Source organism: Streptomyces sp. NPDC101191, assembly GCF_044767915.1.
GTDB lineage: Bacteria > Actinomycetota > Actinomycetes > Streptomycetales > Streptomycetaceae > Streptomyces.
Window position 1 is genome coordinate 130,880 of sequence record NZ_JBIWOU010000003.1, and the last position, 12,659, is coordinate 143,538.

A 12,659-nucleotide genomic window follows, 5' to 3' on the forward strand; every position below is an offset into this window, starting at 1 on the left:
ACGGGACGGATCGCCGGCCGCGATGGCATTCAATCACTTACCGGCAGCCATGCACGACGCCTTGGGACCATTGTCCGTCATGCCGGTGACACACTCGGTGCCGATGGCCGAGAATCACCGCCCCAGTCGACCCGCCGGAGCAAAGGGCAGCCGCCCCTCTCCCGACCAGGTCCTCGACCGGCTCTCCAGAGGCGAGAGCCGGGCCGCGCGCATCACTCATACGGAGCATCTGCCCGCCCGTGCGGGCAGGCATGCCGTCTGGCCGCACCGCATCCGCGCGGAGGTGATCTCCGCCATCCAGCGGGCCGGGATCGAGCACCCCTGGGCCCACCAGGCCGAAGCCGCCGAGCACGCGCTGGACGGCACCTCGGTGGTGATCTCCACAGGAACCGCCTCGGGCAAGTCGCTCGCCTATCTCACCCCCGTCCTCTCCACCCTCCTGGACGGCGCGGAGGCCGCCAACGGGCGCGGCGCCACCGCCCTGTACCTGGCCCCCACCAAGGCGCTCGCCGCCGACCAGCGGCGCGCCGTGCGCGAACTGGCCGCCCCGCTCGGCAACCGGATCCGGCCCGCCGTCTACGACGGCGACACGCCGGTCGAGGAGCGCGAGTGGGTCCGCCAGTACGCGAACTACGTGCTCACCAATCCCGACATGCTCCACCGGGGCATACTCCCGTCCCACCCCCGCTGGTCCTCCTTCCTGCGCTCCCTGCGCTACGTCGTCGTCGACGAGTGCCACACCTACCGGGGCGTCTTCGGCTCGCACGTCGCCCAGGTGCTCCGCCGGCTGCGCCGCGTCTGTGCCCGGTACGGCTCCGAGCCCGTGTTCCTCCTCGCCTCGGCCACCTCGGCCGAGCCCGCCCTGGCCGCCGGACGGCTGACCGGCCTGCCCGTCACGGAGGTCTCCGACGACGCCTCCCCGCGCGGCGAGCTGGTCTTCGCCCTCTGGGAACCGCCACTGACCGAACTCCACGGCGAACAGGGCGCCCCGGTGCGCCGCACCGCCACCGCCGAGACCGCCGACCTGCTGACCGACCTGACCGTCCAGGGCGTCCGCTCGGTCGCCTTCGTGCGCTCCCGGCGCGGCGCCGAGCTGATCTCGGTGATCGCCCAGGAACGTCTCGCCGAGGTCGACCGCTCGCTCGCCCGCCGGGTCGCCGCCTACCGGGGCGGCTACCTGCCGGAGGAGCGGCGCGCCCTGGAGCGGGCCCTGCACTCCGGCGAGCTCCTCGGCCTGGCCGCGACGACCGCCCTGGAGCTGGGCGTGGACGTCTCAGGCCTGGACGCGGTGGTGATCGCCGGCTACCCGGGCACCCGCGCCTCCCTGTGGCAGCAGGCGGGCCGAGCCGGACGCTCGGGCGAGGGCGCGCTCGCGGTCCTGGTCGCCCGCGACGACCCGCTGGACACCTTCCTGGTCCACCACCCGGAGGCGATCTTCCGGCAACCGGTCGAGTCGACCGTCCTCGATCCCGACAATCCCTACGTCCTCGCCCCCCATCTGTGCGCGGCGGCATCGGAGCTGCCGCTGACCGAGGCGGACCTGGCGCTCTTCGGCCCGGCCGTGCCCGAACTCCTCCCCCAGCTGGAATCCGCCGGGCTGCTGCGCCGCCGCAGCACCGGCTGGTACTGGACCCGCCGGGAGCGGGCCGCCGACCTCACCGACATCCGCGGCGGCGGCGGGAGCCCCGTCCGGATCGTCGAGGCCGGCACCGGCCGACTGCTCGGCACGGTCGACGAGGCCGCCTCGCACACCGCCGTCCACGAGGGTGCCGTCCACCTGCACCAGGGCCGCACCTATCTGGTCCGGGAACTCGACCTGAAGGACTCCGTGGCCCTGGTCGAACAGGCGAACCCGCCCTACTCGACCACCGCCCGCGACACCACCTCCATCTCCGTCCTGTCCACCGACACCGAGATCCCCTGGGGAGCCGGCCGCCTCTGCTATGGCTCCGTCGAGGTCACCAACCAGGTCGTCTCCTTCCTCCGCCGCCGTCTGATCACCGGCGAGGTGCTCGGCGAGACCAAGCTCGACCTGCCGCCCCGCACCCTGCGCACCCGGGCCGTGTGGTGGACGGTCACCGAGGACCAGCTGGACGCCGCCCGGATCAACCCGGAGATCCTCGGCGGCGCCCTGCACGCCGCCGAGCACGCCTCCATCGGCATGCTGCCGCTGTTCGCCACCTGCGACCGCTGGGACATCGGCGGCGTCTCCGTCCCGCTCCACCCGGACACGCTGCTGCCGACCGTGTTCGTCTACGACGGGCACCCCGGCGGGGCCGGCTTCGCCGAGCGCGCCTTCCACACCGCCCGCTCCTGGCTCACCGCCACCCGCGAGGCCATCGCCTCCTGCGAGTGCGACTCCGGCTGTCCCTCGTGCATCCAGTCCCCCAAGTGCGGCAACGGGAACGACCCGCTCCACAAGCGCGGCGCCGTCCGCCTGCTCACGGAGCTCCTCCGAGCGGCTCCCGACGAGGGGCCGTGAAGGAGGAGTCCCGGGCCGAGAGGGCTCCGGACCAGGCAGCCCCGCATCAGGCGACTCCGGACCAGGCGGCTCCGCACCAGGCGGCTCCGCACCAGGGTGAACCGGATCCTCGGGCGGGCCGACCTAACCGGGGGACGACCCGGGAAGACCCCGCTGGTCCGGAAGGCCCCGTGGGTCCGGGATCGCCCGCTGGTCCGGAAGGCCCCGTGGGTCTGGGATCGCCCGCTGGTCCGGAAGGCCCCGTGGGTCCGGGATCGCCCGCTGGTCCGGAAGACCCCGCGGGTCCGGGGGGCCCGCTCTCGATCTGACCTCGGTCGTCCACGGCCCGAGGGCGACTCTCGCGGTGACGTCCGCGATGTCCTCGCGGACCTGGCAGCGCGTGAGGGCGGCGCCCTGGGCGCCGGCCACTCGGGTCGCGGCGGCACAGGCGTCCGACTCACCCCACAGGGCCCGGTCGGCGGCCGCGAGGGCGGCCAGGTCGGCCGCGCCGCCCGCTCGATGCCGGGCGGTGACCGCCTGTCCGAGCGCGAGGACGGCCCCGAACAGCATGCACAGGGCGCACGCGGCGAACGCGGTCCACACCGTCGCCGCTCCCCGGTCGGCCCGTCCCCGTCTCATGCCGCCGCCTCCCCCACCGTGTCCTCGGCGAGCGCCGCCGCCCGGGCTCTGAGCGTCAGCCCCAGGCCGCCGGGGCCGGGCGCCGTCGCCTCCACCGTCACCCGCCAGAGCTCGCCCTCCCGTACGACGCCGACCCGGGCGCCGTCGGGCGCCGCGGCCCTCGCGGCCGCCTCCGCGGCCGCGACCGGCTCGGAGCGGGCCACCGCCCGCGCCCCCGCCCTGGCCGCGTCCACGCACTGGATCTGCGCCGCGGCCGCGGCCAGCGCCCAGAGCAGGGCTGCCGTGAACAGGACCAGGGCCGGCAGCGCGACCGCCGCCTCGGCGGTCACCGAGCCCCGGTCAGAACGGCGCATCGAGGGCCTTCCCGATCACCGACTCCAGCGCCTTCGAGACCGCCCCGCTGGTGAGAACCTTGTAGAGCACGGCCGCGAAGGCCGCGGCCGCGATGGTGCCCATCGCGTACTCCGTCGTGCTCATTCCCGCGTCCCGCCGGGCCGCCGCCATCCGGGCCGCCCACCATGCGCGCGTACGCCGCATGACCTTCATGTCCGAACCTCCTCGTGTCGTCCGTGTCGCTTCGTGCGTGTTCATGTACCGGCGAGCAGCCCGCTCGCCAGGCCGATCACCACCGGGGCCACGCCCACCGCCAGGAAGGCCGGCAGGAAGCAGAGGCCGACAGGTGCGGTGATCAGCACCTGGGCCCGCTGGGCACGGGCCGCCGCCGCGCGGGCGCGGGCCGCCCGGAGGGCCTCCGCGTGCCGCGCCACGGCCTCGGCCGCGGGCGCTCCGGAGGAGGCCGCGCGTTCCAGGCAGCGGGCCAGCCCCTCCGCGCCGGGTATGGCCCCGAACCTCCGCCACACCTCGGCCGGTTCGCCCCCGAGCCGCAGCTCGGCCGCCGTACGCATCAGCCGCTCGCCGACCGGCCCTCCGAGCGACCGGCCCACCGCCTCGGCGGACTCGGCCGGCCCCGCCCCCGCCGAGGCGCAGGCCGCCAACAGATCGGCCGCGAGGGGCAATTGACGTGCCGTCTCCGCGCCCTCGGCGCTGCCCGCGTCCGCATCACGCGGGCGTCGCGTCCGCCGGTACCGCAGGCTCCAGGCGAGGCCGACGCCGACCGTCAGCCCGACGGGGCCGCCCATCAGCACCCAGGCGACGAGACCGACCGCGCACGGGACTCCCCAACCCCGCAACGATGCGGGTAGCCCGGGCCCGCGGGCCCGTGCCGGGGCAGCTGGCGCCAGGGCGAGCAGACCGGCGACACGCCGACGCGACGACCGGGCCTGGCGCCCGTCCACCAGCGCCCCGACCGCCGCGGCGAGGGCGCAGAGCACCGCGAGAAGTGCCGTCACGGCCGCTCACCGCCCCGCACGATCCGGGCCGCCCACCACAGTCCGGCCGCCTCCAGGACCACGCCGACGGCCAGGCAGCCCAGACCGGCGGGGGTGTGGAGCAGCACCTGCAGCGGGCGGGCGCCCAGCGCCGCGCCGAGGCCGAGACCGGCGACCGGCAGCACCGCGAGGACCGCCACCGTCGCCCAGGCCCCGGCCAGTTGGGCCCGGAGCCGCTCCCGCTGGTCCCGGTGGGCGCGCAGCGCGGCCTCCAGCCGGTCGAGGCCGGCCGCGAGGCCCGCACCGCCGTCCACGGCGACCTGCCAGCAGGCGCCGATCCCGGCCAGGCCGTCGGCGCCGTCCTGCTGCGCCGCGCGGCGCAGCGCCGCCGGAACGTCCCCGCCGAACCGGGCCGCCGCGAGGACCGCGGCCTCCTGGTCGCCGAGCGCCGCCGTCGTCCGCGCCGCGAACGCCAGCGCCTGGGCGGGCTGCCAGCCGGCTCTCAGCTCTCCGGCGGCCGCCCCGCACAGCGCCACCACCCCGTCGGAGCGGGCTTCCCGCTCGCGCCGTGCCCGGGCGTTCCGCAGCCCGCGTCCCACCAGCGGCACCGCCACCGCCCCGGCGAGCAGCGGCAGGGGCGAGGCGCCGAGGAGCGCGATCACCCCCGCCACCGGCAGACAGAGCCACTCCCGCCGCCCCCGCGCGACGCTCCACCAGCGGGCAGCGGCGGCCGCCCAGGGCGCCCCCGGCCCGCTCGGCAGCGCCAGAAGCGCCCGGGCCCTGCGGCGCCCGCGCTCCCGTTCGGCCGTCCACCACAGCGCGAGCACCGCGCACAGGGCCGCCGCGCCCTGCGCCGGAAGTCCTCCCGGGACCGGAAGCGCCGTCATCGCGCCCCTCCGATCAGGGACCGCAGCCGCTCCCAGCCCCGCTCCCGCTCGAATCCGCCGGCGCTCCAGCTCAGCGCGGGCACCGTCACCACCAGTCCGTCCCGGTCCCGTTCGAGGACGTGCACCTCGGCGATCCGGCGGCGTCCCTCGCGGTCCCGCACCAGGTGGAGGACCGCCGACAGTCCGGCGCCCAACTGGCTGTGCAGGGCGGCCCTGTCGAGCCCCGCGGCGGTGCCGAGGGCCTCCAGCCGGGCGGGCACGTCCGCCGCCGTGTTGGCGTGGAGGGTCCCGCAGCCGCCTTCGTGACCCGTGTTCAGGGCGGCCAGGAGATCGACCGCCTCGGGACCGCGGACCTCGCCGACCACGAGCCGGTCCGGGCGCATCCGCAGCGCCTGCCGCACCAGGTCCCGCAGGGTCACGAGGCCGGCGCCCTCCTGATTGGGCGGGCGCGCCTCCAGGCGCACCACGTGCGGGTGGTCGGGGCGCAGTTCGGCGGAGTCCTCGGCGATCACGATCCGCTCCCCCGGGCCGACCAGACCGAGCAGAGTGGACAGCAGGGTCGTCTTGCCCGATCCGGTGCCACCGCTGACCAGGAAGGACACGCGTGCCTCGACGAGCGCCCGCAGCACCGGCTCGCCGCCCGGCGGGACGGTGCCCGCCTCGGTCAGCTCCCCGACGGAGAAGGCCCGGGGCCGCACCACCCGCAGCGACAGGCAGGTCGAGCCGACGGCGACCGGCGGCAGGACGGCGTGCATCCGGGTGCCGTCCGGCAGCCGGGCGTCCACCCAGGGCCGTGCGTCGTCGAGCCGGCGGCCGGCCACGGCCGCGAGTCGCTGCGCCAGCCGCCGTACCGCCGCCGCGTCCGGAAAGGTCACGCCGGTCGGTTCGAGTCCCGAGCCGCGGTCCACCCAGACGCGATCGGGCGCGGAGACCAGGACATCGGTGACCCGGGGGTCGGCGAGCAGCTGCTCCAGCGGTCCCGTGCCGATGAGTTCGCTCCGCAGTTCCTCCGCGGCACCAAGCACCTCGGCGTCCCCGAGCAGCCGCCCCTGGGCCCGCAGCGCGGCCGCGACCCGCGCCGGCGTGGGCTCGGCACCGCTCTCCGCGAGCTGCCGGCGTACGGCTTCGAGCAGCACCGCCCCGCTCATGCCGCACTCTCCGGCACGAGCACCCGCTGCCAGAACGCGCCGCAGAAGCGGGCGAGTCCGCCGCGGGCGTCGGCGCCGGGCGGCGGTCCGCCCTCACCGGTCGCGAAGGCCCGGGCCTCCTCGGGGAGTTCCCCGGCGAGGGGCAGCCGCAGGGCGTCGGCGATCCAGCGCTCGTCGAGCCCGGGCTCGTAGGGTCCGCGCACGACGGCGCGCAGATCACGGATCACCGGGCCGACCATCGCGGCCACCCGGTGGGCGGCGGTGACGGCGCGCAGTTCGCCGGGGACGAGCAGCAGTCCGAGGTCGAGCTGGGCGAGGGCCTCCGTGCCCGCGTCGTCGATCCGGCGGGGCAGGTCGACCACGACCACTCCGCCGCGCCGGCGGGCGGCGGCGAGCATCGAGCGCATGGCTTCGGGCGGCACCAGGACGGGGTCGCCCCGGTCCCAGCTGAGCACCCGCACGCCCCGCACGAGGGGCAGCGACTCCTCCAGGGCTCCGCCCGCGACGCGGCCCTTCGAGGCGGCGAAGTCGGGCCAGCGCCGGCCCTCGGCCCGCTCCCCGCCGAGCAGCACGTCGAGTCCGCCGCCGAGCGGGTCGGCGTCGACGAGGAGCGTGCGCCGACCGGCCCGCGCGGCGGCGAGGGCCAGCGCACAGGCCAGGGTCGAGGCCCCGGCGCCGCCGCGCCCGCCGATGACGCCGACGGTCAACGCCTGCCGACCGCCGCCCTCGACGCCGTCGGCGATCAGGTCCACGAGGCGGCCCTCGGCTTCGGGCAGCAGCAGGACGTCCTCCGCGCCGGTCTCCACGGCCCGCCGCCACACGGCCGGGTCGTCGCCCTCCCGCCCGACCAGCAGGACGCCCGGCCTGCGCGTGGCGCCGCGGCAGCGGGCCGCCGCGTCGTCGCCGACGAGGACGAGCGGAGGGTCGGTCCAGCCCGCCCGGCGCTCGGGCACCGTGTGGTGCACCTCGGGCTCGGCTCCCGCCGCGGCGCACAGGCGCAGCAGGTCGTCGAGGAGCGCCAGGTCCTCGGTGACGATCAGCGGCCGGGCCGGCCGCACCCCTCCGTCGCCCGCGCCCGGGCCCGAGTCCGGGCCGGCGCCCGGGCGCACGGCAGACCTGTCTCGCACTCGCGTTCCGGAAGCCTTCGATCCCTTCACGGCACACACCCCTCACGTGATTCCCGCGGTCCGCGAACTTCGCGGCCGGAATCACCGTGCAGCCATCTCGGAAATCTTGTGGATCTTGCTCAAAAACTGTGGATAACCCCGCGCTTGTGAATAACTTCGCCACCCGAACCGGTACTGCCCGGAGAGCAGTCCGTCGACTACGCCGAGTGACGAATCGAGGGCTCTCGCGGCCGTCCGGGCGTCACCGGCGTGCGGGCCGGGAGGAGGGGCGGAGATGGTGGAAACATGGACCAAAACGGGTCCGGACATGCGACGACCCCCGCCGGGGGGGAGAGCGGGGGTCGTCTCTCCGGCCGACTCGGGGGGGGAGGAGCCGGTCCGGGTTAGCACGGTCGCGAACGATCCGTGACTTCCATGGTGTACCCGAGAGCCTTCTCAGGCAAACCCACGCGCCCCAGCGTACGCCGAATGGCGGGCACCTATGCTCGGGCACGTGGAAAACCACTCGATGCCGCGCGCAGCCGCCTTCTTTGACCTGGACAAGACGGTCATTGCGAAGTCCTCGACGCTGACCTTCAGCAAGTCCTTCTACCGGGGCGGGCTGATCAGTCGCCGTGCCGCGTTGCGGACGGCCTACATCCAGTTCGTGTTCCTGGTCGGCGGAGCCGATCACGACCAGATGGAGCGGATGCGCGAATATCTTTCCGCGCTCTGCAAAGGCTGGAACGTGGCACAGGTCAAGGAGCTCGTCGCGGAGACCCTGCACGACCTGATCGACCCGATCATCTACGACGAGGCGGCCTCGCTCATCGAGGGCCACCACGCCGCCGGACGGGACGTCGTGATCGTCTCGACCTCCGGGGCCGAGGTGGTCGAGCCGATCGGCGAGATGCTCGGCGCCGACCGGGTGGTCGCCACCCGCATGGTGGTCGGCGAGGACGGCTGCTTCACGGGCGAGGTGGAGTACTACGCCTACGGACCCACCAAGGCGGAGGCGGTCCGTGAGCTCGCCGAGTCCGAGGGGTACGACCTCTCGCGCTGCTACGCCTACAGCGACTCGGCGACCGATCTGCCGATGCTGGAGGCCGTGGGCCACCCGTACGCCGTGAACCCCGACCGGGCCCTGCGCCGCGAGGCGGCCGGCCGGGACTGGCCGATCCTCGCCTTCGACCGGCCGGTCCGGCTCAAGCAGCGCCTGCCGGAGTTCCGGATGCCGCCCCGGCCCGCCCTCGTCGCCGCGGCGGCCGTGGGAGCGGCGGCGGCCACGGCGGGGCTCGTCTGGTACGCCAGTCGCCGCAGACAGGCGGCGCTGACACGGGCCGCGCGGACCGCGTGAGCCACCGCTCTTGCCGATCGCTTTGCCTGGATTTGGGGTGAAGGCAAAGAAGCGGATTCAGGACTTTCGCTTCCATCCCGACAGGAGTAGAAAGGAATCAGGCCCGCGAGACCTGGGACATCCGAGAGGATCACCTGTTGAGCAGTACGGCCCCACGGACCTGATGCACAGAAACCCGGCACCCACGCGACGTCGACCCTTCGATTAAGGGCCAGCCGCACCAGGCGCAGGGCAAAGTAACCCCGCCTGATGGGCACATATCGAGGACGCTTGGTAACTGGGTAGACGTGCCAGCGGCGGTACCGAAGTCTGGTACCGCCGCAACCCATGTCGGGGCTCGTTCAGGCGGCGCCGCGCTGCAGCGCCTCGCACACGGCCGTCGACTCCCGGACGCCCAGCTCCACCGCGCGCCCGCAGTGCGCGATCCAGGCGCCCATGCCTTCCGGAGTCCCGGACAGATAGCCCTCGAAGGCGGCCAGGTAGGCCGCCCGGCCCAGCTCCGCGTGTCCGACCTCGGCCGGGCAGATCGCCTTCGGGTCGAGCCCGCTGCCGATCAGCACGATCCGCTCGGCGGCGCGCGCGATCAGACCGTTGTGCGAGGTGAAGGGCCGCAGGGCGAGCAGTTCGCCGTGCACGACGGCGGCCGTGACCAGGGCCGGGGCGTCGCTGCCCGCGATGATCAGGTCCGCGAGTCCGTCGAGCCGGCCGGAGACCTCCCCGGGGTCGGGCAGCGGCGCCTCGACCAGCGGCTCGTCCACCGGCTCGCCCGCGTGGCGCGGTCGGCCCGTCGCGTCGCGCGGCTCGCCCTCGGCGACCAGGTGCAGCCGGGCGAGCACCCGCAGCGGCGACTGGCGCCAGATGGAGAGCAGCTGACCGCACTCGGCGCTCAGCCGCAGGGCCGCGCCGACGGTGCGGGCCTCCGCGTCCGCGCTGAAGTCGGTACGCCGGCGGACCTCTTCCAGGGCCCAGTCGGCGCCCGAGAGCGCGGCCGAGGCGCGCGCCCCGCGGAGCGCCGCCTCGGAGGTGATCTCGTTGCTGCGGCGGCGCATCACGCGGTGGCCGTAGACCCGGTCGACGGCCTTGCGTACGGAGTCCACCGAGTCGGCGACGCCCGGCAGGGAGCCGAGGGCGGCCAGGGGGTCAGAGGCGTGCGTACTCATAAGTAGGGAGGCTACGCGCCCGGGGCCCGGGGCCCACCTTGGAGTGGTCTTCTTCACGCACCTTGACCACGCGGCGCTAGCATGCCGCTACGCTAGGTGAACATGAAGATCGCTTTCGTGGGGAAGGGCGGCAGCGGAAAGACGACGCTGTCCTCGCTCTTCATCCGACACCTCGCCGCCGCCGAAGCCCCGGTCGTCGCGGTCGACGCCGACATCAACCAGCACCTCGGAGCGGCACTCGGCCTCTCCGACGAGGACGCGGGCGCGCTGCCCGCGATGGGTGCGCACCTGCCGTTGATCAAGGAGTACCTGCGGGGCTCCAATCCGCGGATCGCCTCCGGAGACACGATGATCAAGACGACGCCGCCCGGGGAGGGTTCGCGGCTGCTCCGGGTCCGCGAGGACAACCCGGTCTACGAGGCCTGCGCCCGGCCCGTGCCGCTCGACGACGGCGAGGTCCGGCTGATGGCCACGGGCCCCTTCACGGAGTCGGACCTCGGCGTGGCCTGTTACCACTCGAAGGTCGGCGCGGTGGAGCTCTGCCTCAACCACCTGGTGGACGGGCCGGACGAGTACGTGGTCGTCGACATGACGGCCGGCTCCGACTCCTTCGCGTCCGGCCTGTTCACCCGCTTCGACATGACCTTCCTGGTGGCCGAACCGACCCGCAAGGGCGTGTCCGTCTACCGCCAGTACAAGGAGTACGCGCGGGACTTCGGGGTCGCCCTGAAGGTCGTGGGGAACAAGGTGCAGGGCCTGGACGACGTCGGCTTCCTGCGCGACGAGGTCGGCGACGACCTGCTCGTGACGGTCGGCCACTCCGACTGGGTCCGCGCCATGGAGAAGGGCCGCCCGCCCCGCTTCGAGCTCCTGGAGGCCACCAACCGCATGGCCCTCCAGTCCCTGCAGAACGCGGCGGACGACTCGTACGCCCACCGCGACTGGGAGCGCTACACCCGCCAGATGGTCCACTTCCACCTGAAGAACGCGGAGAGCTGGGGGAACGCGAAGACGGGGGCCGACCTGGCGGCGCAGGTCGACCCCGGGTTCGTGCTGGACGAGCGGCTCGTCGTTCCCCAGCCGAGCTGACGGCCGTCGGCCCGTCGGCTCGGCTGGGGCCCGCCGGGCCGGCGGATCAGTGGTGGGCGGTCGGCTCGGCCGCCGCGGCACCGGCCGGGACGGCCGGCTGCGGGGTCAGGAAGGACTTCCAGCCGGCCGGCGGGGCCTCGCCCACCTTCAGGGTGCGCAGCTTGGCGATGACAGCCGGATCCTGGGCGTCGAGCCAGTCGGCGAGCTGGCGGAAGGAGACGCACTTGACGTCCTTCTGCACGCAGACCGTGGCGATCGTCTCCTCGACGGCGCGCATGTACGTGCCGCCGTTCCAGGACTCGAAGTGGTTGCCGATGATCAGCGGCGCGCGGTTGCCCCGGTAGGAGCGCTCGAAGGCCTGCACGAGGCCGTCTCGCATCTGGTTGCCCCAGTACTGGTGCATCGACGGGTCACCCTTGGTCGTGCCGGACTGGTTGACCAGGAAGTTGTAGTCCATCGAGAGCGTCTGGAAGGCGCGGCCCGGCACCGGGACGAGCTGCATCGACAGGTCCCACAGCCCTGCGTCCTTCTTGGGCCAGATCTGGTCGTTGACGCCGCTGGTGTCGTAGCGGAAGCCCATCTGCGAGGCCGCCCGGACGAAGTTCGTGCGGCCCTCCAGACACGGCGTGCGGGCGCCGACCAGCTCCTTCTCGTAGTCGAACGGGAGCGGCTTCTCGCCCTTCAGGCCGGCGTTGGTCTTCCAGTTCTTGACGAAGGACTTGGCCTGGTTGATCTCGCTCTTCCACTCGTCGACCGACCAGGTGCCCACTCCCCCGTCCTTGCCGCAGAAGTGCCCGTTGAAGTGGGTGCCGATCTCGTTGCCCTCCTCCCACGCGCCGCGCAGTTCGCGCACGGTGTCACGGATGCCCTTGACGTCGTTGAAGCCGATGTCGGAGCGGCCCGCGGAGTGCTGCGGCGGGTCGTAGAGGTCGCGCTTGTCCTCCGGCAGGAGGTACACGCCGCTGAGGAAGTAGGTCATCGTCGCGCCGTAGCGCTTGCCGACCGTACGGAAGTGGGAGAAGAGCCTCTGGCTGTCCTCGCCCGCGCCGTCCCAGGAGAACACCACGAACTGCGGCGGCTGCTGACCCGGCGCCAGCTTCTGCCAGACCGGCTGGTGGGGCTGGGCGCCGGTGAAGGCGGTGGAACCGTCGCCGATCAGGCGCACCGCGTTCTGCGGGGCGGCGGCCGGCGGCTTCTTGGCACCGGCCGCGGCACCCTTCGCGGCCACCGGGCCCGAGCCGCCCGAACCCGAGCAGCCGGCGAGGCCGGACGTCAGGGCGATGGCGAGGGCGCCGACGGCGAGCGTCCTCCTGTGGACAGTGGTCCTTCTCCCGGCGGCTGACATCGCCCACCTCTCCTCTGCTTCTCGGATTTCCCTACAAGCTGCGTCAACGTCGCACCAGGACGGCCAGGGGACGTCAACGACAAGCGGTGTGGCTACGTTCTGTCACCGGAAGCGGTGAATTCTTGCCCCATTTGCCCTG

12 protein-coding genes are annotated in these 12,659 nt (G+C 74.1%); 3 read left to right on the forward strand and 9 right to left on the reverse strand.

What is annotated here, in order from left to right; translation table 11 throughout:
* Positions 1-22: 22 nt before the first annotated feature.
* Entirely contained in the window at positions 23-2,482 is a 2,460-nt protein-coding gene (locus ACIRQF_RS13765) for a DEAD/DEAH box helicase (protein WP_404091991.1), read from the forward strand.
* Positions 2,483-2,605: 123 nt separating this feature from the next.
* Here the strand turns inward: ACIRQF_RS13765 and ACIRQF_RS13770 are convergent, their stop codons facing one another.
* Genes ACIRQF_RS13770 through ssd form a run of 7 tightly spaced genes read right to left on the reverse strand, consistent with a single transcriptional unit; the run spans position 2,606 to position 7,590 of the window.
* Positions 2,606-3,100, reverse strand: a complete 495-nt coding sequence (locus ACIRQF_RS13770) for an Rv3654c family TadE-like protein (RefSeq protein ID WP_404091993.1) — start codon at positions 3,098-3,100, stop codon at positions 2,606-2,608.
* Entirely contained in the window at positions 3,097-3,453 is a 357-nt protein-coding gene (locus tag ACIRQF_RS13775) for a TadE family type IV pilus minor pilin (RefSeq protein ID WP_404091996.1), read from the reverse strand. Before ACIRQF_RS13775 ends, ACIRQF_RS13770 begins: the two co-directional genes overlap by 4 nt.
* Complete coding sequence (locus tag ACIRQF_RS13780) at positions 3,440-3,646, reverse strand: DUF4244 domain-containing protein (RefSeq protein ID WP_382477088.1); 207 nt, start codon at positions 3,644-3,646, stop codon at positions 3,440-3,442. The genes ACIRQF_RS13775 and ACIRQF_RS13780 overlap by 14 nt, the downstream gene beginning before the upstream one ends.
* 41 nt (positions 3,647-3,687) lie before the next feature.
* Positions 3,688-4,449: a type II secretion system F family protein gene (locus ACIRQF_RS13785; RefSeq protein ID WP_404092000.1), complete on the reverse strand. Its 762-nt coding sequence runs from the start codon at positions 4,447-4,449 to the stop codon at positions 3,688-3,690.
* On the reverse strand, positions 4,446-5,315 hold the full coding sequence (locus ACIRQF_RS13790) for a type II secretion system F family protein (RefSeq protein ID WP_404092003.1): 870 nt from the start codon (positions 5,313-5,315) through the stop codon (positions 4,446-4,448). The genes ACIRQF_RS13785 and ACIRQF_RS13790 overlap by 4 nt, the downstream gene beginning before the upstream one ends.
* The gene (locus ACIRQF_RS13795; RefSeq protein ID WP_404092005.1) at positions 5,312-6,463 is read right to left on the reverse strand and encodes a TadA family conjugal transfer-associated ATPase; all 1,152 of its coding nucleotides are present in this window, start codon (positions 6,461-6,463) and stop codon (positions 5,312-5,314) included. The genes ACIRQF_RS13790 and ACIRQF_RS13795 overlap by 4 nt, the downstream gene beginning before the upstream one ends.
* A complete protein-coding gene (gene ssd / locus ACIRQF_RS13800; protein WP_404092007.1) occupies positions 6,460-7,590 on the reverse strand; it encodes a septum site-determining protein Ssd in 1,131 nt (376 codons plus the stop codon). Before ssd ends, ACIRQF_RS13795 begins: the two co-directional genes overlap by 4 nt.
* A gap of 481 nt (positions 7,591-8,071) precedes the next feature.
* On the opposite strand from ssd, the gene ACIRQF_RS13805 reads away from it, so the two are divergent.
* Positions 8,072-8,926, forward strand: coding sequence for an HAD family hydrolase (locus ACIRQF_RS13805; RefSeq protein ID WP_376626699.1), 855 nt, complete (start codon positions 8,072-8,074; stop codon positions 8,924-8,926).
* A gap of 341 nt (positions 8,927-9,267) precedes the next feature.
* Here the strand turns inward: ACIRQF_RS13805 and ACIRQF_RS13810 are convergent, their stop codons facing one another.
* Positions 9,268-10,086 carry an oxidoreductase gene (locus tag ACIRQF_RS13810; RefSeq protein ID WP_376626701.1) on the reverse strand — a complete coding sequence of 273 codons (819 nt, stop codon included), beginning with the start codon at positions 10,084-10,086 and terminating at the stop codon, positions 9,268-9,270.
* Positions 10,087-10,188: 102 nt separating this feature from the next.
* Here ACIRQF_RS13810 and ACIRQF_RS13815 point away from each other — a divergent pair, with 102 nt between their 5' ends.
* Positions 10,189-11,175 (forward strand): ATP-binding protein, encoded by a 987-nt coding sequence (locus ACIRQF_RS13815; RefSeq protein ID WP_404092010.1) that lies wholly within the window; start codon positions 10,189-10,191, stop codon positions 11,173-11,175.
* 46 nt (positions 11,176-11,221) lie between these two features.
* Here ACIRQF_RS13815 and ACIRQF_RS13820 read toward each other — a convergent pair whose 3' ends face one another.
* The gene (locus tag ACIRQF_RS13820; RefSeq protein ID WP_382477074.1) at positions 11,222-12,520 is read right to left on the reverse strand and encodes a hypothetical protein; all 1,299 of its coding nucleotides are present in this window, start codon (positions 12,518-12,520) and stop codon (positions 11,222-11,224) included.
* Positions 12,521-12,659 lie beyond the last annotated feature (139 nt).